21 protein-coding genes are annotated in these 20,951 nt (G+C 64.8%); 10 read left to right on the plus strand and 11 right to left on the minus strand.

The window, feature by feature from the left end; genetic code table 11:
- Window positions 1–29 precede the first annotated feature (29 nt).
- A complete protein-coding gene (locus VF34_RS06500) occupies window positions 30–1,052 on the plus strand; it encodes an ABC transporter substrate-binding protein (RefSeq protein WP_045841117.1) in 1,023 nt (340 codons plus the stop codon).
- 65 nt (window positions 1,053–1,117) lie between these two features.
- Here the strand turns inward: VF34_RS06500 and VF34_RS06505 are convergent, their stop codons facing one another.
- Window positions 1,118–2,092: a GGDEF domain-containing protein gene (locus VF34_RS06505; protein WP_045841118.1), complete on the minus strand. Its 975-nt coding sequence runs from the start codon at window positions 2,090–2,092 to the stop codon at window positions 1,118–1,120.
- Window positions 2,093–2,344: 252 nt separating this feature from the next.
- On the opposite strand from VF34_RS06505, the gene VF34_RS06510 reads away from it, so the two are divergent.
- On the plus strand, window positions 2,345–3,268 hold the full coding sequence (locus VF34_RS06510) for a GGDEF domain-containing protein (RefSeq protein WP_052718634.1): 924 nt from the start codon (window positions 2,345–2,347) through the stop codon (window positions 3,266–3,268).
- Window positions 3,269–3,278: 10 nt separating this feature from the next.
- Here VF34_RS06510 and VF34_RS06515 read toward each other — a convergent pair whose 3' ends face one another.
- A complete protein-coding gene (locus tag VF34_RS06515; protein WP_045841119.1) occupies window positions 3,279–4,073 on the minus strand; it encodes an SDR family NAD(P)-dependent oxidoreductase in 795 nt (264 codons plus the stop codon).
- 155 nt (window positions 4,074–4,228) lie between these two features.
- On the opposite strand from VF34_RS06515, the gene VF34_RS06520 reads away from it, so the two are divergent.
- A complete protein-coding gene (locus VF34_RS06520) occupies window positions 4,229–4,552 on the plus strand; it encodes a hypothetical protein (RefSeq protein WP_155288685.1) in 324 nt (107 codons plus the stop codon).
- Between the two features lie 163 nt (window positions 4,553–4,715).
- Window positions 4,716–5,684 carry an AurF N-oxygenase family protein gene (locus VF34_RS06525; RefSeq protein ID WP_045841120.1) on the plus strand — a complete coding sequence of 323 codons (969 nt, stop codon included), beginning with the start codon at window positions 4,716–4,718 and terminating at the stop codon, window positions 5,682–5,684.
- On the opposite strand, the gene VF34_RS24285 is transcribed toward VF34_RS06525, so the two are convergent.
- The 3 genes from VF34_RS24285 to VF34_RS06540 are packed head-to-tail and all read right to left on the minus strand — an operon-like array spanning window position 5,657 to window position 8,040.
- A complete protein-coding gene (locus VF34_RS24285) occupies window positions 5,657–6,394 on the minus strand; it encodes a TetR/AcrR family transcriptional regulator (protein ID WP_052057102.1) in 738 nt (245 codons plus the stop codon). The two genes, VF34_RS06525 and VF34_RS24285, sit on opposite strands and share 28 nt — an antisense overlap.
- 53 nt (window positions 6,395–6,447) lie before the next feature.
- Entirely contained in the window at window positions 6,448–6,804 is a 357-nt protein-coding gene (locus VF34_RS24925; protein WP_032366952.1) for an ArsR/SmtB family transcription factor, read from the minus strand.
- Window positions 6,805–6,834: 30 nt separating this feature from the next.
- Window positions 6,835–8,040: an MFS transporter gene (locus tag VF34_RS06540; RefSeq protein WP_045841222.1), complete on the minus strand. Its 1,206-nt coding sequence runs from the start codon at window positions 8,038–8,040 to the stop codon at window positions 6,835–6,837.
- 135 nt (window positions 8,041–8,175) lie between these two features.
- On the opposite strand from VF34_RS06540, the gene VF34_RS06545 reads away from it, so the two are divergent.
- Window positions 8,176–9,402 carry a sensor domain-containing diguanylate cyclase gene (locus VF34_RS06545; RefSeq protein ID WP_052718636.1) on the plus strand — a complete coding sequence of 409 codons (1,227 nt, stop codon included), beginning with the start codon at window positions 8,176–8,178 and terminating at the stop codon, window positions 9,400–9,402.
- A gap of 205 nt (window positions 9,403–9,607) precedes the next feature.
- Here the strand turns inward: VF34_RS06545 and VF34_RS06550 are convergent, their stop codons facing one another.
- The 6 genes from VF34_RS06550 to VF34_RS06575 all read right to left on the minus strand — a co-directional run bounded on the left by VF34_RS06550 (window position 9,608) and on the right by VF34_RS06575 (window position 16,152).
- Window positions 9,608–10,369 (minus strand): DeoR/GlpR family DNA-binding transcription regulator, encoded by a 762-nt coding sequence (locus VF34_RS06550; RefSeq protein ID WP_032386532.1) that lies wholly within the window; start codon window positions 10,367–10,369, stop codon window positions 9,608–9,610.
- Between the two features lie 14 nt (window positions 10,370–10,383).
- On the minus strand, window positions 10,384–11,397 hold the full coding sequence (gene pdxA, locus VF34_RS25510; RefSeq protein ID WP_032371816.1) for a 4-hydroxythreonine-4-phosphate dehydrogenase PdxA: 1,014 nt from the start codon (window positions 11,395–11,397) through the stop codon (window positions 10,384–10,386).
- Window positions 11,394–12,584, minus strand: a complete 1,191-nt coding sequence (locus tag VF34_RS25515; protein ID WP_045841121.1) for a four-carbon acid sugar kinase family protein — start codon at window positions 12,582–12,584, stop codon at window positions 11,394–11,396. Before VF34_RS25515 ends, pdxA begins: the two co-directional genes overlap by 4 nt.
- 72 nt (window positions 12,585–12,656) lie before the next feature.
- Window positions 12,657–13,349 (minus strand): SDR family NAD(P)-dependent oxidoreductase, encoded by a 693-nt coding sequence (locus tag VF34_RS06565; protein WP_032386531.1) that lies wholly within the window; start codon window positions 13,347–13,349, stop codon window positions 12,657–12,659.
- A complete protein-coding gene (locus tag VF34_RS06570; protein ID WP_045841122.1) occupies window positions 13,346–14,560 on the minus strand; it encodes a sialidase family protein in 1,215 nt (404 codons plus the stop codon). Before VF34_RS06570 ends, VF34_RS06565 begins: the two co-directional genes overlap by 4 nt.
- A gap of 17 nt (window positions 14,561–14,577) precedes the next feature.
- Window positions 14,578–16,152 carry an ABC transporter substrate-binding protein gene (locus VF34_RS06575; RefSeq protein ID WP_045841123.1) on the minus strand — a complete coding sequence of 525 codons (1,575 nt, stop codon included), beginning with the start codon at window positions 16,150–16,152 and terminating at the stop codon, window positions 14,578–14,580.
- Between the two features lie 322 nt (window positions 16,153–16,474).
- Here VF34_RS06575 and VF34_RS06580 point away from each other — a divergent pair, with 322 nt between their 5' ends.
- The 5 genes from VF34_RS06580 to VF34_RS06600 are packed head-to-tail and all read left to right on the plus strand — an operon-like array spanning window position 16,475 to window position 20,947.
- Window positions 16,475–17,407 (plus strand): ABC transporter permease, encoded by a 933-nt coding sequence (locus tag VF34_RS06580; RefSeq protein ID WP_027495527.1) that lies wholly within the window; start codon window positions 16,475–16,477, stop codon window positions 17,405–17,407.
- Window positions 17,407–18,345, plus strand: coding sequence for an ABC transporter permease (locus tag VF34_RS06585; protein ID WP_027495528.1), 939 nt, complete (start codon window positions 17,407–17,409; stop codon window positions 18,343–18,345). Before VF34_RS06580 ends, VF34_RS06585 begins: the two co-directional genes overlap by 1 nt.
- A 3-nt stretch (window positions 18,346–18,348) precedes the next feature.
- Window positions 18,349–19,164: an ABC transporter ATP-binding protein gene (locus tag VF34_RS06590; protein ID WP_052718637.1), complete on the plus strand. Its 816-nt coding sequence runs from the start codon at window positions 18,349–18,351 to the stop codon at window positions 19,162–19,164.
- Window positions 19,161–19,994, plus strand: coding sequence for an ATP-binding cassette domain-containing protein (locus VF34_RS06595; RefSeq protein WP_051365009.1), 834 nt, complete (start codon window positions 19,161–19,163; stop codon window positions 19,992–19,994). The genes VF34_RS06590 and VF34_RS06595 overlap by 4 nt, the downstream gene beginning before the upstream one ends.
- Window positions 19,991–20,947 (plus strand): aldo/keto reductase, encoded by a 957-nt coding sequence (locus VF34_RS06600; protein ID WP_045841124.1) that lies wholly within the window; start codon window positions 19,991–19,993, stop codon window positions 20,945–20,947. Before VF34_RS06595 ends, VF34_RS06600 begins: the two co-directional genes overlap by 4 nt.
- The last annotated feature ends 4 nt before the right edge of the window (window positions 20,948–20,951 follow it).

Here is a 20,951-nt window from a genome sequence, read left to right on the forward strand (position 1 = left end):
AGTCACTACCCCGACATACAGGACTTTTGATGACCCATCGTGTACTGACCAGCCTCGCTGCCGCTGTGCTCACCTCGCTCTTTCTGGTGAGCTGCAGCTCGTCCGATGCCGACGACGCTTCCGCCCCCGCCGCGTCGTCCACCGACTCGTTTCCGTTGACCGTGCAGCACATGTACGGAGAGACCACCCTCGACGCCGTGCCCGAGCGGATTGCCACGTGGGGCTTCGGCACCACCGACGCCGTGCTCGCACTGGGTGTGGTGCCGGTGGCCATGCCGTCGGCTGAATACGGCGGCGGCGACGACCTGATCTATCCGTGGATCTCCGACGCCATCGACGCCAGCGGTGGGCCCGCTCCGACGTTGCTGGACAACGTGACCGACGCATTGACGGTCGAGAAGGTGCTCGCCGCCGACCCCGACGTTCTGCTCGCCCCGCATTCGGGTCTGACCCAGGCAGAGTACGACGCGGTGACCGCCGCCGGGATCCCCGTCATCGCACCGCCGGAAGAGCTGTGGTCGACGCCGTGGCGCGACGTCATCACCACCACGGGCGACGTGCTGGGCGTGCCGGATCGGGCTCGAGATCTCGTGGCCGATCTCGACAAGCATGTCACCGACGCAGGTTCGCAACACCCCGAGTTCGATGGCCGCACAATCGCTTACGTGTCCGAGGCCGCAGATGTCTACTACCTGCTGCTGCCGTCCGACCCACGGGTGGAGCTGCTCGAGAATCTTGGCTTCACCTCGGACCCGTCGGTGACGGCCCTGGCGAGCGGCGACTCGACGTTCTCGACCACCGTCTCGGCGGAGAACATCTCGAAAATCGACGCCGACGTGGTGTTCACTCAGGTCGACACCGACGCTGCACTGGCCGAATTCACGGGATCACCGGTGACGCGGCAGATCCCGGCCGTCGCCGGGGGAGCCGTGGCAGGATTCGTCGGCCAGGAAGCCGGTGCCGCAGTAGGCCCTACGGCACTGTCGATTCCGTACTTCCTGCCGACCCTCGTCGACGGACTCGCTCGGGCTACCGAGGTAGCCGGGAACTGACGCGGCAGCGATGCGGGTAGGGATTTGCTTTGGCGACGTGGGGATTCCCCCATGACACCGACTCCTCAAGGGCGTTCTCGGCGAACATGTTTGACGCCGTACAGATTTTCGTCCGCGCGGGCGAGAACGTCCGAGACAGACTCCTGCGGATCCGTGGACTGAGCTGTTCCGACGCTGGCGTAGGGCAACGACTCGGCGGTGATCCGGGCGAACTCGTCGACCACGTCACGGCTGTGCCCTGTCAGGAGCGCCGCGAACTCGTCACCGCCCAGACGTGCGATCACGGCGTCGGAGGGAGCTGCGCGGGTCCAGGACTGCGCCAGATCGATCAGCAGTTCGTCACCCGCACGATGTCCGCCCGAATCGTTGACGGCCTTGAAATTGTCCACGTCGACGATCACCACCGCGACCGGGAGCTCCGCAGTCCTGTTGCCTGCCACCTCCGCCGCGGCCATCTCCCATCCCGCCCGGTTGAACACTCCGGTCAGAGGATCGGTGCACGACGCCACGATGAGAGCCTTGGTCACCACACCGAACGCCTCGCCTGCGGCAATCACCGCGACGCCGAAGATCAGGTACGAAATTGGATACATCGGAGCAGGAGAAACCCACACCGCAGACAGCACACTCACCACGAGCACGCCGACCAGCACTCTGCCGGGTCCGTCCCGATGGAACGCACGGATGTACATCGCCAGAAACATCGCCGCGATCAGACACTGGCTCTGCGCCGCCGCGAGCCGATGGAACGCCATCACCGCGGGTGTCGCCACCATCGCCGCGGCCAGGGCAAGCCGAAGCGCCACCGCGGTACCGGGCCGAACCCACAGCATCACCACGCCGGCCGCTCCCAGACCGACAGCCACGACACCACCGGTGACATCGGACGTCACCCGGTCCCCGTGAGGCAGCAACGTCAAGATCACCCCCACTGCATAGAGACCGGTTGTGGCCAGCAGAAAGTACATCAACAGCCGCGTCCGTAGACCCGCCGTACCGTGCACCGAACTCGGATGCGGAACGTGCGGGAACGAGGGCATGGCCAATACCCTGCCAGGGCGCACGGCGGCTGTCTCGACCACGACCCCGCCGTTCCGTTGCCTGCGACGACTTTCGCATCGAACGAGCTCATCGGCGGCGGTGAATGCCGCCACAGCGTGCCCGCTTTTTGGGCTGATCGTGTTGCTGGTGCAGGAAAAGTACGGGGCGGTCCGGTAACGCCAGCGGGTAGGCGGCGATGATGAGCTGTGTCCCCACGGCGAAACAGGCAGCCGGCGAGCGCGGGGTCGGTGGTGATCGACTCGCGTCGCCGCGTTCTGTCGTCCATTCTCGCCGTACTGCTGGTGCTCTATTCGGCTGCGTTTTTCGCATCCTGGGCCGACACGAACGGTGCCGGGGCTATGGGTGAGATGTGGGCCGCAGTGGTCGCTGCGGTGGGATTCGTCGCGATCCTGTCTCGTCGACCAGGCCCGGTGCGGCAGGGGATCGCGATTGCCTGTGCGGCACTGGCTCCAGCGCTGACGATGCTGACCCATCAGAATCTCGCTGCCCAGGTGTGGGCGTTGATTCCCGCGATGTTTCTGGCGCTCTACCTGCGCGCGACGTACCCCGTCGTCGTAGCACGGGTCCTGTGTGTGGCGCTGGCCTTGCTGTCGGCCACGGCGCTGCTGCTCGCGCCTGCCCCGGCACCGATGCTGTGGGGCGCGCTCTACGTCGTGTGCATTCTCGCTGCCGCAGAGGTGTTCGGCGCTCTCGGTGCCGCCCTGATCGCAGGCGCTCTCCGTGACCCGCTCACCGGGGTGTTCAACCGCGCCGGTGCCGTCGACGCGGCGACGAATCTCGCTGCCCGAGCGGCTCGTCGATCCGAGAACATCGCCGCGATCGTGTTCGATGTCGACCACTTCAAAGCCGTCAACGACAGGGACGGCCACGCTGCGGGCGACCGCATTCTCATCGGGCTCGCCGACACGCTGACCGAGAAAGCACCGGCCGGAAGTGTGATCGCCCGGCTCGGCGGCGACGAGTTCATCGTCCTCGTCGCCGGCCTCGACGCGCTGCAGATCGACGCTCTCGCGCAGGAACTCGTCGACGGGCATGTCGTCTCGGTCACGTACGGCATCGCCGTCGGTTCCCCCGGACCCGACGTACTCGAGGCGCTGACCCAGGTTGCCGACGCCGACATGTACCGCCGAAAGATGCTGCGCCGCAGGCGCTGACAGTGCTCGGTCAGGGCAGGATGGAATCGACGTAACCGCCGTCGACCCGCAGAGCGCCGCCGGTGGTGGCCGACGCCTGATCCGAGCTCAAGTAGACGATCATGTTGCCGACTTCCTCGGGCTCGATCAGTCTGCCTATCAACGAGTTCGGGCGATGGTTCTTCATGAACGTCGCCTGAGCCTCATCCCACGGGAGGTCGTCGCCGACGAGCTCGGCCACGAAATCCTCCACCCCGCCGGTATGGGTGGGGCCGACGATGACGGAATTGACCGTAACTCCGGTCCCGGCAGCAGCTTTGGCGAATCCGCGACTTACGGCCAGCAACGCGGTCTTCGTCATGCCGTAGTGGATCATCTCCTCGGGAATGACCACGGCGGAGTCGCTACAGATGTTCTGCACTCGACCCCAGCCGAATTCCATCATCCCGGGCAGGTAGGTGCGGATCAGGCGGACGGCCGAGAGCACGTTGACCTCGAAGTAGCGACGCCATTCGTCGTCGTCGATCTCGAGGGCGGGCTTGGATCCGAAGATGCCGAGGTTGTTGACGAGGATGTCGACCGCGGGGACGCGCGCGGTGAGTTGCTCGACGCCCTCGGCGGTGGCGAGGTCGGCGGCGACGCCGATGACACGCGCGCCCGGAACGGTGTCGAGTATCTGCTGCTCGGCTTTGTCCACGGTGGCCTGTGAACGCCCGTTGATCACCACGCGGGCACCCGACTGTGCAAGCGCTGTAGCGATCGCCAAGCCGATTCCCTGCGTGGAGCCGGACACCAGGGCAGTACGTCCGTCGAGATCGATGTGCATGGATCCTCCTCGTCGTGTTCGTTGTGAGCCTACGCCGTTATAGCGCGTATACAACTAATTTGGGATTAGCACTCTCGGGCGTCGGGTGCCAAAATGGAGAGGCATACTTTCGTGCAACAAACCCCAGCTCAGCGAGCCTGAGGAAGGAGAGAACAGTGACAGTGACATCCCCCGATTTCGACGCTCACGACACGGATGACGTGCCGCCGCGGTGGTGGAATCGACATATTCGCACCCGAACGCAGGTGACCGAGATTGCCGTGATGTTCGGCGCTCTGTCGATCGTGTCGTTCTGGGCCGCCGGCCTCGGCATCGCAGCCGGCCTGATCGCCATCGTGTCCGCGCTGTGGGCGGATCGAAGCCCGGATCTCTCCGGGCCGCGCGCCGAACGCAGCGATACCGCGCTCGCCATCGGCACCGGAGCGGTCGGCGTTCTCATCGGTCTCGGCTTCCTGTTGATGGTGCTGCCGCACTGGTGAGGTGAGGGTTCGTGGCGAGAGCCGGTCGACGACGCGTCGGCCGGCTTTCGTCGTCTTCGGCAACATTTCGGTAAGTATCTGCGACGGTCCGTTGCACTAACGGGATTTATATGTGACGCTCTGTAGCGTAAAGATCGTTCGGGACGCAGGCGGAAGGACCACCATGACTGCAGTCGACGACGCACGAACGCACTACCGAGAAACCTTGCACTCCTTGTCGACGGCATCGGTGCATCAGCACTTCGACGCTTTCCTCGACATTCCCTGGGACGAGCCCGAATACGCGATCGTTCCCAACGATCCCCGGTGGGTACTCCCGGACGAGGATCCTCTCGGTCACACCGATTGGTACAAGTCGCTTCCCCTGGATCGGCAGATCCACATCGGCATGTATCGCCAGGCCAGCATGGTCAAGGTGGGCCTGCAGTTCGAGCAGATCCTCATCAGCGGCCTCATGCAGTACGCCCTGACGCTGCCCAACGACTCACCGGAATTCCGGTACTCGACGCACGAGGCCACCGAAGAGTGCCACCACACGCAGATGTTCCAGGAGCTGGTGAACCGCATCGGCATCGACGTGCCGGGTGGACCCGGATGGTTCCGCAAGATCGTGCCGATGCTCACGGTGTTCGCCAGCCGCTCGGCACCGTTCGGATTCTTCGTCGGCGTCCTCGCGGGCGAAGAGCCGATCGACCACATGCAGAAGGGCGTTCTGCGCGGAGGCTCAGTCGGCCACCCGTTGGTCCAGCGCGTCATGCAGATCCACATCGCCGAGGAAGCGCGCCACATCGGCTTCGCGCATCAGTACCTGCGGTACAAGGCACCTCGTCTCGGTCCCTTCGAGAAGGCGTCGATCTCGATTCTCACGCCCGTCATCATGCGGCTGCTGTGCGACGTCATCATGAAGCCGAGCAAGCAGATGCGACGCGAACTCGACATCCCCGACGAGGTAGTGGATGCCGTGTGGTGGAACAGCGAATCGTCACGAAAGGCATTGCGCGACACCTTCGGTGACGTCCGCATGCTCGCCGGTGAACTGGGACTGATGAACCGCGTCTCCAAGCGCGTGTGGCGCGCCCTCGGTATCGACGGACGACCGTCGCGCTACCGCAGTGAGCCCTCGTTCGGCTGAGCTGTCTGGGGGCCGGTGACAGATTCGAGAGGGACTTGGGGTATCGCGATTCCGCGGGATGCCCCAAGTCCTTTGACCTGCAGCCAGATGGTGTCGGCCAGGAACGTCGCGAAATGATCCAGCCCGGTGCGTGATTCGGTTTGCGCGCTCCAGCTGCGCACCGCGCCCATGCATCCGGAGACCAGGCCCGCGACCCACGGGCGCACCAGCGACCAATCCTCCGGCGACAGATCGGCATTCACCAACGCGAGGAACGCCGCGACGCTGACCTCCAGCTGCTCGGCGAGCAGGGCATTGGTCTCCTCGAGCGGACTGGGCGACTCGGCACTGACATCCTGCTCGACGAAGCGCGTCCACGCGGGATGCTCGGCGACCCAGCGGACGTAGGTACTCACGACACGATGCACCACATCGCGTGGAGTGCCGGTCAACGCGAACGAGGCGACCAGCGCAGCGCTCAGCTGCTTGCAGATGGCACGCTGAATCGCGGTGTCGAGATCGGTGCGATCGTTGAAATACCGGTAGAGGCCGGTGCGATGAACGCCCGCCTCGGCCGAGATCTGTGCAGTGGTCAGACGCTCCCCGGGAGCGATGTCACGGGCCAGTACCGTCATCGCGGCCTCGATGATGTGGCGTCGACGATCGGTGTTGTGCTGTTCCCACCGCCGCTTGCGGCCATCGGCCTTCGGGCGTGCGCCACCGTCACTCATGCTGCATGGTCTCATGTTCCACGGGCTGCTGTGGGCGCGTTGGGGTTCGGAGGTCACTCGTGCGGGGGTTCACCGGTGACCTTGTGGTCGGCAAAATTGAGGCCCTCACGCACCAGCCGAGCGAGGTGCCCGTCGGCGAGGTTGTAGATGACGTTGCGTCCGTCGCGGCGAGTCTCGACCAGACCGGTGAACCGGAGCTTGGCCAGATGTTGGCTGACGGCAGTGCGGGACGTGCCGGTGGCCGCGGTGAGCTCGCTGACGTCGGCGGGGCCGCGATCGAGTAGCCAGAGTATGTGCAGCCGAGTGGGATCGGACAGCATCCGGAACGTGTCGGTTGCCGTCGCCAGTCGCGCGGAGTCGGGTTGTGCCTCGTGATGGAGACTGATGCGCTGTTCCTTCTTCGGTGGCATCGAGGTGTCTCCTTTGTGGACGGCGTCTCCTCATGCGGAGGCGGCGACCGGGATTCGGGAGCGACTCCACAGGCGTGCTGCGGACAGTGCCGCAAGTGTAGCCAAGGCCGTGAGCACCGTCGCCGCGGCGAGCAGTCCGAATTGCGCCCCGACCCAACCGGCCAACGGATACGTGAGCAGAAACGCCGCGTGGGACAGGGAGAACTGAGCGGCGAAGATCGAGGTTCGGCTGTGTTCGTCCGACTCTCGGCGCAAGATCCTCGCCGACGGCGTGTTGATCAGCGAGGTGCCGATACCCAGGATCGACCACGTGATCGCCAGAGCGGTCCACGCGGTCGGCCCGCCGCCGAGGGTGGCGACGAGTGCTGCGGCTGCCGTGCCGACGACCGCGACGGCGGCACCGGCGAGCATGAGGCGATGGTCGGAGATCCGCTCGAGGGCTCTCGGAACGAGCAGCGCCGCCGCCATCGACCCCGCACCGAAACAGCCGAGGGCGACGGCCAATTGCGTGCTCGAACCGCCGAACAGATCACGCACGTAGACAACAGTATTGACGAGTACGAGAGCCGTGGCTGCGGCGACCACGACGTTCAGCGCCAGCAGACCCTGGAGTTCCCGCTGACGGACGAACGTCGCTATGCCGTCGAGCGGTTTCTTGTGTTGTGGTGCAACGTATCTGGGAAGGGCTGTGCCGACCACCATTGCTGCGGAGGCGACGAACCCCACCGCCGTCCCGACGAACAGGGTGTGGAAGGTGACGACCGTCAGCAGTGCGGCGGCGACCAGCGGGCTCACCAGGGACTCGAGGTCGTAGGCCAGGCGGGAGAGCGTGAGCGCGCGGGTGTACTGCTGCGCGTCCGGCACGACGGACGGGATGATGGCCTGAAAGGTGGGTGTGAACGTGGCCGACGCCGCCTGCAGCACGAATATCAGGACGTAGACCTGCCACACCTGATCGACGAAGGGGAGCGCCAGCGCGGTGAGCGCTCGGACGAGGTCCGCGGCGACGAGGACGAGCTTGCGCGGCACTGTGCCGGTCAGTGACGAAACAATCGGCGCAACAACCACATACGAGATCATCTTGATCGCCAATGCGGTGCCGAGGACGGCTCCGGCGGCGCTGCCGGCGATGTCGTAGGCCAGGAGCCCGAGCGCCACCGTCAGCAACCCGGTGCCCACGAGCGCGACCACCTGTGCGGTGAACAGGCGTCGGAAAGTGTGATTGTGCCGAAGCATGCGTTCACTGTACATATGCGTGCGCACTTGCGCACTCATATGTTTTATTGAAGATGCACCGACGAACGCCCCACGAAGGGGCTATTTTCTGTAGCGTTGTCGGTTGTCGGCTCAACGAATATCCAGGGGTGGTCAATGGCCGATCAGCGCACGTATCCAGTGGGGCAACTGGCACGCGCCATCGATCAGCTGCCGTCGATGATCGGCTACTGGGACAGCGCGCAGCGCAACGTCTTCGCCAACAAGGTCTATGTCGACTACTTCGGCATCGAGCCGGCGCGCCTGGTCGGTATGCACATCAGCGAGCTCCTCGGTGAGGGACTGTACGAACTGAACAAGCCCTACATCTCGGGAGCGCTCGCGGGCGAGCAGCAACAGTTCGACCGCACACTCATCGACGTCAACGGCGTCGTACGCGTCACCCAGGCCACCTACGTCCCCGATGTCGTCGACGGCGGCGTCGTCGGTTTCACGGCAATGGTCGTCGACGTCAGCGCCCGTGCCGAGGCAGAACGCGAACGCGACCGTGCCGTCCGCCTCTTCCAGATCGCCATGGAGTACGCACCCATCGGCAAAGCGCTACTGACGATCGACGGCCGCTGGCTGCAAGTGAACAAAGCACTGTGCGATCTCCTCGGGTACACCTCGGAAGAACTGCTGCAGAAAACCTTTCGAGACCTTACGCATCCCGACGACATCGCGATGGCAGACGAACACCTCGCCGGATTGGCCGATGGGACCCTCACCAGCGTGGCATCGGAAAAGCGATACATCCGCAAGGACGGAGCCACGATCTGGGTCCAGCGGAACGCCACCGTGGTGCGAGACAACGACGGCGACGACATCATCATCGCCCAGATCCAGGACATCACCGCCCGGAAGGGAGCCGAGGCGGCACTCGAGCGCCAACTGTTGATCGACGACCTGACCGGCCTGGCCAATCGCCGACGGTTGATGGCAGAACTTCAGGCCCTCAAGGAAGCCGCCGACGAGAACCCGGTCGGAATCCTGTTCGTCGACGTCGACTCCTTCAAGTCCGTCAACGATCGATATGGCCACGCAGTAGGCGACCGACTGCTCGCCGCCATCGGAGCCCGCATCCGCGCCAACCTCCGCGCCGGAGACATCGCCTGCCGCACCGGAGGCGACGAATTCGTCGCTCTGCTGCGTAGCTCCCGATCGGCCGACAGCGTCGAACGCCTCGCCGCACGAGTGCGGGTGCTACTGGCCGGCCCGTACCTCATCGACGGTGTTCCGGTACCCGCATCGGTCAGCGTCGGATGGAGCTGGGACAAGCCCGTCAGCCCGGAGAAGTTACTGCACATCGCGGACGAACGCATGTACTCGTCGAAACGACGCTGACCCCTCGTGCGGCTCCCCGACGTGCGGCTGACCCCTCGCGCGGCTTCCCCATTGCGGATCAATGTGGCTTGCAGTCGCTTGGAGTGCAACAAAGTCGCATTGATCCGCCGGTAGGGGGGGGTGAGCGGGGCGGCGGGGAGGTGCGGACCGGATTGTTCGCGTCTGCGTCGTCTGCACGGCGGGCGACCGGCCCGAAGGGTGCGGACTACGCGAGCACCACTTCGACGCCACTGTCACGGAAGGCCTCGATCTGCTCCGGCGCGGCATCGGAATCGGTGATGAGCGTGGTGCCCGGCGGAATCGGGGCCCAGGCGTGAAAGGGCTTCTGGCCGAGCTTGGTCGAATGCGCCAGGATGTACGTCGTCGTGGCACGTTCCATCATCAACTCCTTGAGTTGAGTCTGCTCGTAACCCGCTTCGCAGATCCCGAAATCGGCGGCGACGGCGTCGGCACCGAGGAACGCCCGATCGAAGGACACTCGTCGCAGCGACGCCTCGGCGAGAGGACCGACGAAACCCTGGCTCAGGTGCCGCAGTGTGCCGCCGATGCACTCGACGTGCACCTCGTCGGCGTCGGCCAACGCCTCGAGTGCCGTCAATCCAGCCGCGATGACGGTGAGGTCGACGGCATGGCGCAGATACTCCGCCATGGCACCGACCGTCGTACCCGCGTCGAGCAGGACGGTTTCCCCCGGCTGCACGTACTCCGCGGCCTTGGCTGCGATGAGCCGCTTGGCCTCGTATCCCTCGAGGGAGCGTTGCTTCACCGACGCCTCGTGACGGCTGCCGATGGCAATCGCCCCGCCGTAGGTGCGGGCCAGATGCCCCTGCTTGGTGAGGTGATCGAGATCGCGCCTGATGGTCGAGGCCGTCACTTGGAACAGTGACGAGAGCTCGTCGACGCTGGTGAGGCCACCGGACTTGGCCAGCCGGACGATCTCGCCGCGCCGCGCTTCCGATGCTCGCACCTACTACCCCCTCGTCAGCCCAGTAATGCTGGGCTCGTTGCCAATTCGGCGGCCTGCCGCAGGGCTTCGACCATGCTACCGGCTTCGGCGATGCCCTTACCTGCAATATCGAACGCAGTGCCGTGATCGACGGAGGTACGGATGACCGGCAGTCCGACGGTGATGTTGACGCCTGCCTCGATTCCGAGCACCTTGACCGGGCCGTGACCCTGATCGTGGTACATCGCGACGATCAAGTCATAATCGCCTCGGCCGGCCAGGAAGAACGCGGTGTCGGCGGGCAGCGGGCCCACCGCATCGATGCCGTCGGCCTTCAACTTCTCGACGGCAGGCACGATCTTGAGGTCCTCCTCGCCGTAACCGAACAAGCCGTTCTCGCCGGCATGCGGATTGATGCCACACACACCGATTTTCGGGTTCGGAGTGCCCGAGCGGACGAGGGCCTCATGTCCGCGTCGAATGGTTCGCTCGACGAGTCCCGGCTCGATCTTCGCAACGGCGTCGAGCAGACCGATGTGCGTGGTGACGTGAATGACCTTGAGCTTGGGGGTGGACAGCATCATCGACACCTCCTCGGTGCCGGTCAGGTGTGCCAGCAGCTCGGTGTGGCCCGGGAAGATGTGCCCGGCGGCGTGCAAGGCCTCCTTGTTGAGCGGGGCGGTGCAGATGGCCTGGACTTCACCTCTCACGGCGAGTTCGCTCGCAACGCGGATGTAGTGGAACGCGGCGTCGCCTGCCACGGCCGACAACTGCCCCCACTGGAGGTCGTCGGGAAGCAGGCCGAGATCGATCACGTTGATGCGCCGCGGGCTGAACTGTGCGGCATCGACGGTGTCGATCGTGACGATGTCGACGTCCACGCCGAGAACCTGAGCGGCCAGGCGCAGCCGCGGAGCATCGCCGATGACGACAGGCTTGCACCGTTCGAGCGTTGCCGGATCGATCATGGCCGGCACGATGACTTCGGGGCCGATGCCCGCGCCGTCGCCCATGGTTACCGCGATGTACGGCCGAAGTGCTGTGGTCATGTCAAAGCCTCACTGTGAGAAGAAGAAAGCGTACGAGCAGTGCCGTGTAGGTACGCGGCCATTGCGACGAGACTGTCCGGGCCGCCGAAGCTCCCGGGGCGGGTGGCGACGTATTCGCCTGCGGGTGTGCGGGATACGACCGCCCCGTGATGGATTTCGGCAACCGGACGAAGGGCGGTGACACCCAGGCCGTCGAGCACCCGGCGGGCGGTTTCCCCGCCGGTGAGTACGAGACTCACCGAGAGCCCGCGAACGGCCTCGGCCACCGTGCCGGCGAGCGCTTGGGATATGTCGGCCGAACGCGACGCGTCCACCGGCCCCGCCAGGGACAGCACCACCGTTCCGTCGGACAGGGCGCTGCGCACCTTGTCTGCGTAGGCGTGGGTTTGCGGCAACTCGTCGACGTGGACGGCGACGTGCGTTGCACCGGCGTCGACCAACTCCGATACTTGCTGCATCGCAACCGATTCGGCGGTTCCGACGACGACGAGAACCGAATCCTGGTTCACTGCCGCAGCGCCGCGATATCGAGGATCGAGGGTACGCGCCACGGCCGCCGCCAGCGCCGAGGTGCCGACGAGTCGGACACCCGGAATGTTCGCCGACACCGCCACGATGGCGTCGAGGTCTGCATCGGACCTGACGTCGAACACTGCCACTGCGCCGGAATCGACTGCAGCACGGAGTGATTCGGGGCCGGCGTCGGATGCGACGGCGACGGTGGGGACTCGTCCGAAGAGTTCGGTGATCGAGGACGGGGCCTCGGTGGGCTCCATGGCCCACCGGCCGCTGAGGTGCAGCGGAACGCCGTCGATGTGAGGGACGCCGTTCTCGACGGTGCGGCCGAGAGCGGGAAGCCCGGCCGCGAACACGACGGGGCCGGTGGCGAGCAGCGATTCGACCTCGGCGGCAATGTGTCCGCGCAGCATCGAATCGATCTTCTTCACGACCGTGACGTGCGACGGCAGTAGTGCGATGGACTCACGTACGCGGGCCGCGGCCTCGTCGGGGGACATGACCCGGGTGCCGAGATCGACGACGCAGACGTCGGTGTCGGTCCCGTCGTCGATGCTGCCGATGTCGATTCGCAGTGACACGTCACGATCGAGGAACAGTGCGGCCGATTCTGCTGCACCCGACAGGTCGTCGGCGAGAATGGCGATGGCGGGGCGCTGCGCGATGGTCATCGTGCGCTCACCCCTTCGATTCTGCGCTGAGTGCGCACTTCAAGGTAACACTATTGCGTGTTTCACGCAGCTTCATAGTGATGTCCCTGCGCACTGGACGATCGTCTGCCCGGTGATGCTGCGTCCGTGCGGGGACAGCAGGAACGCGACAGTCTCGGCGACTTCCTCCGGAGCGATGAAATGACCCAACGGCGGCGTGATCGGAGGGGTGGAGACGCGTCCGGGATCGTTGAGCATCGGTGTGTCCGTCGGGCCCGGCGCGACAACGTTGACGGTGATTCCGCGCGAGACCAACTCCATGGCCCACGAGCGAGCCATTCCTGTCAACGCGGACTTGGTGGCGACGTACTGGCTCTTGCCTGCCACCCCGGTCATCGTCCTGCTGCCGATCATGACCACTCGACCGCCGTCGACCATCCGAGGCGCCAGCCCGTTCACCAGAATCTCGGCCGCTGCCACGTGCACCCGCCACATCTGCTCGCTGTGCGCGGGATCGAGCGCGCCGAGCCGCCCCGAACGCTGGACTCCCGCGGCATGGACGATCGAATGGGGGTCGGGCAGTCGGTCGACGACGGCAGACACCGCCGCACTGTCGGCCAGATCCACGCCGATCCACCGATGTGGGCCGTCGTCCTCGAAGCCGGTCGCAGGCCGAGAGCGGCTCAGGCCGGTCACCTGCCAACCGCGGGCGGACAGCGTCCGAGCGATCGATGCACCGATGCCGCTGCTCACTCCGGTCACGACGGCATGCAATGGGGATGTCACCGGCCGTCACCGATCCAGGTCGGCTCGAGCCGAACGTACTTGATGGCCTGACGAAAGTACGTGTACGCAACGTGAATTCGGCCGTCGGGGCCGTAGACGATCGACGGGTAGGAGAACTCGCGGTTCGACCCATCCCTGGAGTTGTTGGTCAAGCAGTAACCATCGCCCTCGTCGAGGTTGCGTCGAATCGGCCAGGTCACGCCACCGTCGGACGAGAGTGCCAGCGTCATCGGGGCACGCGGTGCGCCCCAGAATGCGGCGCGGTCGTCACCGTCGTCGAGAGGACTCTCGGAGGCGTCGGTGCCCTCGGCCAGTCCGTCGTCGTCGATCTCGTCGTAGAGAGATACTCGGCGGGCGGTGGCGTCGAGCGCGGAGGAGTGGTTGTACACGAGCGCGAGGGTTCCGTCCCCGTGCCCGACGACCTGAATGGAGGAGTTGTTGTTCGGTAGCTCGGTGGCGACGGGGGCGCTCCACGTCTCGGCGTCGTCGGTCGAGACGCTTCGGTAGATGTGATCGGCCCAGCGGCTGCGGTACAACGACACCAGCGAACCGTTTTGTTGCACAACGATGTTCATGTGGACGCATCCGAGGCTGCCCGGCACGACGACCTCACGCCACGTCGCACCGTCGTCGTCGGAGATCAGGACCCCGCTGTAGTCGCGATCGCCCACCCACTTCCGTCCGTCGATCTTGACGCAGTGAAAGACCGGCAGCAACAGGCGTCCCGATGCCAGCTGTACGACGGGCTGCCGGACGAACACGCCACCCGCGTCGGTCTCGGGAACCAACACGTGCGTCTCGCCCCACGTCGACCCGCCGTCGGACGAAATGCGACGCAGTACCCGTGCGGTGTCCTGATTGCCGGCGTGCTGAGAAGTCCACAGCAACCAGACCTCGCCCGAATCACGAACGAACAGAACGGGGTTCTGCTCGGAACGGGTGCCGTCGTCGGACAGCTGGATCGGGGTGCTCCACTGCTGTTGTTCGGCATCGAGGCGCGAGAACCAGACACTGATGTCGGGAACACCCTCCTGCGTGCCGGCGAACCACACACATGCCAGGGCGCCGTCGGGCAGGATCGCCAGGTTCGCCGCATGATTCTGCACCTGCGGGGCAGGGAGGAACGCGTCGGATCGACCGGGCTCGGACGTCGCACGCAGGGTGCCGTCGGCGAGGAGGTCGCCGGGGGTGAGGAAGCTCGTGTTGCTCATGTTCTACCTCTTCTCTCTCAGGAAGTGAGAGTGACCGAAGCCATGTCGTAGGAGTTTGTGGGCCGCAGATCGATTCCGTCGATGCGATTGCGTCGGGCGATGACCGTCTTGGGTACGAACGACCACAGGCACGGCCACGTCTCCCAGATCTGACGCTGCGCCTGCGCGAGTGTCTCGTTGCGGGTGACGCTGTCGGCATCCTCGGAAGCCTTGGCGATCAGTGCGGTGATCTCGGGAAAGATGTAGCCGTGATACGTATCTCGGGTCTCTTCCTTCGCAGCAGTGCCCGCGTACATACCCTGCATGATGGTGACCGCGAGTCCGGTGGGGCTGGGGAAACCGTTGCCGAGAATGTCCCAGTCGCCCGCCTTGCCCTGACGCCACGTCGAGATGTCGCCGCCCGGCTCGAACTGCTGCAGGGTCGCACGGACGCCGACTGCGGACAGCATCTGCAGAACCGACTCCATGATGTCGGTGTCGGCGGCGAATTCACCTGTCTCCCAGATGATCTTCACTTCCAGGTCTTGCACTCCGAGCGCGTCGAGCTCCTGGCGTGCGCGCTGTGGATCGTAGACGTACTCACCGGTCTCGATCGCGCCGGTCAGAATGCCGGGGACCACGCCGCGGGACGGAGTTGCCGCGCCCTGCATCACCTGGTCGACCAACGCATTCCCGTTGATCGCGTAGCTCAGTGCTCTACGGACGCGCGGATCGGCCAGTGGGTGCCCGGCCGGTTTGCGGAAGTTGTAGAAGAGCTGGTTGAGGCGCACCCCGTCGGTGCGTTCTACCGTGACGCCGGCCAGGCCCGAGAGCTGATCGGCGGCATCCGGGGTGATGGCGTCGATGACATCGACTTCGCCGCTGCGCAGAGAGACGACGCGATTGGACTCGTCGGGAACGAAACGTACGTTGACCGAATCGACCGAAGCCGGCGTGCCCCAGTACTTCTCGTTACGCGCCAGCGAGTAGTTGCCGGTACCGCGGTCTGCGTCGGTGACCACGAACGGCCCGGTACCGACGCCACCCTGCAGATCCTCGGGGACGTTGTCCTCAGCGGGAGTGATCAGAATGTTCGACATCAGGTAGTCCAGGACCGGGATGGGGCGCTGCGTGTCGAGCGTGAACGTAGAGTCGTCGATCTTGCCGACGGTGGGCCACTCGGGGAAGAAGGTGCCCACGAACCCACCGGTGACCTGGCTGTACATGCGCAGTGCCGTGTCGACATCCTCCACCCGAACCGGCCGACCGTCGGAATAGGCGATACCCGGTCGCAGATGCACCAGCCATCGCGTCGGTGCGACCAGCTCGAAGCTGTCGGCCAGGACGAGCTGGACTGCCAGAGCAGAATCGATGGTGGTCAGGGCCTGGCGGATCGAGCGCTGAACAGTCAGTGCGGCGTCGAACTGCAGAAGCTTGTTGTCCAGGCTCACCATGGATCGGTTCATCGCGAGGCTGACGGTGTCGGGGCCGGGACGACCGGTAGGAGTTGCGCAGGCGCTCACGCCGCCGAGCGAAAGCCCGGCTCCGAGTATCAGACTCGTGCGGAACAGTGACCGTCGTGAAAAGCGCTGGTTGGCAAAGCTTTCGGTCATCGTTGACCTCTCGGGACTGTCACATCGAAATGTGGATGTCGGTTCGGGTCTCGTAGACCCGCGTCGACGAAAGTGATCGTGGACACAACCGGACTGTACTACGAAATGCTTGAAATGCGCAGAAAAATATTGCCAGTTGCGCAAAACGCGCATGAGTGCAATTGTGAGCTGAGTTACAACAAGGCAGTGTTATCGAAAGGTCGACGATGACCCAGGTAAGACCACAATCGCAGGTGGGTCGATGACCCAGCTCACCGCCAGCCCGCCGAGTGTGCCGAAGGCCAGGGCCGATTCCGTGCTGCCCGCATTTCTCGCTGCGCCCATGGCGCGCTACGTGGTGCGGCGCCTCGGGCAGAGCCTGCTCACCATCTTCCTGACGCTCACCACGGTGTTCGTGCTCATTCGCATGGCTCCCGGCGACCCGGCCTACTCGATGGCCGGCCCGCTCGCCAGCACGGAGGACCTCGCGCAGATTCGTACCAATCTGGGTCTGGACCAGTCGATCTTCACTCAGTACGCGCTGTACCTGAAGGGCCTGTTCACACTCGACCTCGGTACCTCGTACTCCTTCCAGGCACCGGCACTCGACGTGGTTCTGCAGCGCATTCCGTACACGATCACCCTGGCCTTCGCCGCCATCCTGCTGACCACCGTGGTGTCGATTCCCCTGGGCATCTGGATGGCTCGCCGCGCCGATACCCGACGCGAACTCGGCGCGAACGTCGTGACGATCGCCGGTCAGTCGATGCCGGACTTCTGGACCGGCCTGATGCTGCTGACGTTCTTCGCCGTATTGGTTCCCGTGCTCCCCGCAGCCGGATTCACCAGCTGGTCCTCGCTGATCCTGCCCGCCGTCACCGTGGCCATCCTGCAGATCGCCCTGATCTCCCGCATGGTCCGGCGCGAGATGGTCAACGCCTATGCCTCCCCGTACGTCACCGTCGCCCGATCGAGAGGCGTCACCGAACGCGAGATCACCTGGCGCTATGCCCTGCGGAACTCGTCGATCCCCGTCGTCACAGCATTGGGCACCAGATTCGCCTCGATGCTCAACGGCGTCGTCGTGGTCGAGGTGGTCTTCGCATGGCCGGGCGTCGGTTCACTCGTGGTTCGCGCCCTCGAAACCAGGGACTACCCGCTGATCCAAGCCACCGTTCTGGTCACCGCAGTGCTCGCTGTTCTGGTGCAACTGGCCGTCGACCTCTGCTATCCGCTCCTCGATCCACGCGTTCGCCTCGGGAAGGCAGCAAACTGATGACAGTCGTCGACAAGCCAACGGACACTCCACGTCCCAGCGCCGTCACCGCGAAGGACTTCGCATCGGCGGGTGCCACCCGTCGCCGACGCGACAGCCGCGTCAAGATCTGGATCGGCACCGCGTGTGCACTCGTGGTCATTCTCCCGGTCGCCTTCGCGCGGGTCCTGCCCCTCGACTCGCCCGATGCCACCGACCTCGGTCAACGCCGGCTCGCGCCGCTGACCGACGGACATCTGTTCGGCACCGATCAACTCGGCCGAGATTTGCTGGCGCGCGTCCTCTACGGCGGACAGGTCTCGCTCACCGTGGGAATTCTGGCCGTCATCGTCTCCGGTCTCATCGGACTGACCCTGGGATCACTGGCAGGCTTTCTCGGCGGCTGGGTGGACGCGACGGTCTCCCGCCTGCTCGAAGCTCAGCTGTCACTGCCACTTCTGATGATGCTGCTGCTCGTCGTCGCCCTGTTCGGTCCGTCGATTCCGGTCATCACCTTCGTCATCGCCATCGCGCAGTGGCCCGAAATCGCCCGTCTCACGCGATCACTGGTGCTTGTGGAGCGGGAGAAGCCCTACATCGCCGCGGCTCGGGTGCTCGGCCTCGGCCGCATCGCCATCCTGCTTCGCCACGTCGTTCCCAACATCATCAAGCAGGCGTCGCTCGTGGTTCTGCTGTTGCTGGCGCAGGCCGTGCTGCTCGAAAGCGCGTTGAGCTACCTCGGTGCCGGGCCGCAACGTCCGTTCGCCACCTGGGGTCGCATCATCTCCGACGGCCAGGACTACATCACCACCTCGTGGTGGCTCGTCACCTTGCCCGGCCTGGTCATCGTGCTCCTCGTCGTCGGAGTCAACCTGCTCGGCGACGGACTTCGAGACCGTCCCGCCGGATCGGGCCTGCTGCGAATGTTCTCCCGCACGAACAAGAAAGGGCGTGCCTGAGACATGGGCAATCTACTGAAGGTCGACGAACTGCAGATCGAGTTGGTCACCGACAAGGGCCTCATCAGAGCCGTCGACGGTGTCTCGTTCTGCATCGAAGCAGGAGAGACGGTGACCATCATCGGTGAATCGGGCTCCGGCAAGTCCACGACTGCAATGGGCATCCTCGGGTTGCTGCCGTCCGATCTGGCGGTGCTGTCCGGATCGGTGACGTTCAAGGACACCGAGATACTCGGAAAAGACAAGGAGCTCTGCGGAATCCGAGGCAAGCACATCGCGCTGATCCCGCAGGATCCGATGACGGCTCTGAGTCCGGTGCACACCATCGGCAGTCAGCTGCGCGAAGCCGTTCGACACAGTGGGGTATCGGGTCGATCCGAACAGACCAAGCGCTGTATCGAACTGCTCGAACAGGTCCGCATACCCGACCCTGCAACACAATTGGACAAATACCCACACCAGTTGTCCGGCGGCATGCTGCAACGAGTACTGATCGCCGGCGCATTGGCCTCCGGGCCGGAGCTCATCGTCGCGGACGAGCCGACCAGTGCGCTCGACGTCACCGTGCAGGCAAGCATCCTCGATCTGCTGCTCGAACTACAGGAGCGCACCGGCATCGGCATGCTGGTCATCACCCACGACCTGGGCGTGGCTCGACTGATGTCCGATCGTATCTACGTCATGAAAAGCGGTGTGTTCGTGGAGAACGGTGGAGCCGAGGAGCTCGTCAACGCTCCCAAGAGCCCGTACACGAAGAAACTGCTCGACGCGATCCCGCAGTTGGGGCCCTGGAACGAGAAGGTGGAGGCCTCGGTATGAGCGCACCATTGTTGTCGGTGGAGAACCTCGTCGTCGAATACCCGGTCGGTAACGGCGTGTTCAGAGCCGTCGACTCGGTGAGTTTCTCGGTGGAGAGGGGCAAAACCGTTGCTGTAGTCGGTGAATCGGGCTGCGGGAAATCGACGATCGCCAAGTCGATCGTGCGGTTGTTGACCCCTACGTCGGGATCGATCATGGTCGACGGCACGGACATCGCGCAGATGTCCGAAAAAGCACTGCGACCCTTCCGCTCTCGCGTCCAGATGGTCTTCCAGGATCCCTACGGTTCACTGGATCCGCACCTCACCGCAGTCGACATCGTCGGAGAACCGCTTCGGCTCAAAGGTATTCGGAGTAAGTCCGAACGCGCGACCAGAGCAGCAGAACTGATCGACCGCGTCGGATTGCCGAGCACTGCCCTGACTCGTCGACCAGCGGAGTTCTCGGGCGGACAGCGTCAACGAATCGGTATCGCCCGCGCACTGGCGTCGGGACCGGAGATCCTCGTGTGCGACGAGGCCACCAGCGCGTTGGACGTTTCCGTTCAGGCCCAGGTGCTGGAATTGCTGCGCGAGATCCAGCAGCAGACGGGATTGACCTACGTGTTCATCTCGCACAACCTCGGCGTCGTGCGCGAAATCAGTGAGACGGTCGTCGTCATGTCCAAGGGACGCATCGTCGAACGAGGTGACACCGAGGAAGTACTCGCGCGACCGAAGCAGCCGTACACCCGCGCGCTGCGAGCGGCAGCTCTCGACCCCTCGACGATGACAGGAACCAAACCGCGACATATCGTTTCGCGGCTCGCCAAGACTGGAGTAACCGCATGACCGCGCTCAATATCTCACCCCTCGTCCTGGGAACGATGACGTTCGGCGATACCGTCGACGCATCCGGGGCGGCCAAGATGGTGGACGCGGCCCTGGACGCCGGCATCACCCATATCGATACCGCGAACGGCTACGCGGGCGGTGAATCGGAGCGGATTCTCGCTGACCTTCTCGCCACTCGCCGTGATCGCGTCACGCTTGCCACCAAGGCCGGAATGCCGCACCCGGACGCCGACGGCAACAGCCCGCTGTCTCCGAAAGGGTTGCGACTCAGCATCGATGCCAGCCTGTCGCGGCTGGGCACCGACTACGTGGACCTGTTCTATCTGCACCAGCCAGACCGTGCGACTCCCTTGTCCGACACTCTTGTTACGGTCGCCGAGCTGGTGTCCGAAGGAAAGATCAGAGCCCTCGGTGTCTCGAACTTCGCTGCCTGGCAGATCGGTGAAGTCAATCGGGTAGCGGACGACGTGGGTGCGCCCCGACCCGTTGTGGCGCAGCAGTTGTACAACCTGCTCGCCCGTCGGATCGAAGAAGAGTACGTGGAGTTCGCGGCCTTCACAGGCCTGATCACGATGGTCTACAACCCGCTCGGCGGCGGGCTCCTCACCGGCAAGCACGCTGCGGGAGTGCAACCGACGGACGGCCGGTTCGGAGATTCGCGCCTGGCCACGATGTACCGCGAACGGTACTGGAACACCGCAATATTCGACGCCATCGCCCAGCTCGGTACCGTGGCAGACGATGCCGGAATGCCGCTGACCGAGCTGGCTCTACGATGGCTGGTGTCCAAGCCCGCGACCGGACCGGTGTTGCTCGGCGGCTCCAAAGTGGAGCATCTCGAATCGAACATCTCCGCCCTCGGCCGCGGGCCGCTCCCCGACGACGTGGTCGCAGCGTGCGACGAGGTCGGCGCGGCTCTGCGCGGACCGATGCCGAACTACAACCGCTGAGAGG

It is taken from the genome of Rhodococcus sp. PML026, assembly GCF_000963615.1.
GTDB lineage: Bacteria > Actinomycetota > Actinomycetes > Mycobacteriales > Mycobacteriaceae > Rhodococcoides > Rhodococcoides fascians.

Excerpts from the sequence above, each read along its gene's own strand:
- VF34_RS06500 (WP_045841117.1), top strand. The coding sequence starts at position 30 with ATGACCCATCGTGTACTGACCAGCCTCGCTGCCGCTGTGCTCACCTCG.
- VF34_RS06505 (WP_045841118.1), bottom strand. The coding sequence starts at position 2,092 with ATGCCCTCGTTCCCGCACGTTCCGCATCCGAGTTCGGTGCACGGTACG.
- VF34_RS06515 (WP_045841119.1), bottom strand. The coding sequence starts at position 4,073 with ATGCACATCGATCTCGACGGACGTACTGCCCTGGTGTCCGGCTCCACG.
- VF34_RS06525 (WP_045841120.1), top strand. The coding sequence starts at position 4,716 with ATGACTGCAGTCGACGACGCACGAACGCACTACCGAGAAACCTTGCAC.
- VF34_RS24285 (WP_052057102.1), bottom strand. The coding sequence starts at position 6,394 with ATGAGTGACGGTGGCGCACGCCCGAAGGCCGATGGCCGCAAGCGGCGG.
- VF34_RS24925 (WP_032366952.1), bottom strand. The coding sequence starts at position 6,804 with ATGCCACCGAAGAAGGAACAGCGCATCAGTCTCCATCACGAGGCACAA.
- VF34_RS06540 (WP_045841222.1), bottom strand. The coding sequence starts at position 8,040 with ATGCTTCGGCACAATCACACTTTCCGACGCCTGTTCACCGCACAGGTG.
- VF34_RS06545 (WP_052718636.1), top strand. The coding sequence starts at position 8,176 with ATGGCCGATCAGCGCACGTATCCAGTGGGGCAACTGGCACGCGCCATC.
- pdxA (WP_032371816.1), bottom strand. The coding sequence starts at position 11,397 with ATGACCACAGCACTTCGGCCGTACATCGCGGTAACCATGGGCGACGGC.
- VF34_RS25515 (WP_045841121.1), bottom strand. The coding sequence starts at position 12,584 with ATGACCATCGCGCAGCGCCCCGCCATCGCCATTCTCGCCGACGACCTG.
- VF34_RS06570 (WP_045841122.1), bottom strand. The coding sequence starts at position 14,560 with ATGAGCAACACGAGCTTCCTCACCCCCGGCGACCTCCTCGCCGACGGC.
- VF34_RS06575 (WP_045841123.1), bottom strand. The coding sequence starts at position 16,152 with ATGACCGAAAGCTTTGCCAACCAGCGCTTTTCACGACGGTCACTGTTC.
- VF34_RS06580 (WP_027495527.1), top strand. The coding sequence starts at position 16,475 with ATGGCGCGCTACGTGGTGCGGCGCCTCGGGCAGAGCCTGCTCACCATC.
- VF34_RS06585 (WP_027495528.1), top strand. The coding sequence starts at position 17,407 with ATGACAGTCGTCGACAAGCCAACGGACACTCCACGTCCCAGCGCCGTC.
- VF34_RS06590 (WP_052718637.1), top strand. The coding sequence starts at position 18,349 with ATGGGCAATCTACTGAAGGTCGACGAACTGCAGATCGAGTTGGTCACC.
- VF34_RS06595 (WP_051365009.1), top strand. The coding sequence starts at position 19,161 with ATGAGCGCACCATTGTTGTCGGTGGAGAACCTCGTCGTCGAATACCCG.
- VF34_RS06600 (WP_045841124.1), top strand. The coding sequence starts at position 19,991 with ATGACCGCGCTCAATATCTCACCCCTCGTCCTGGGAACGATGACGTTC.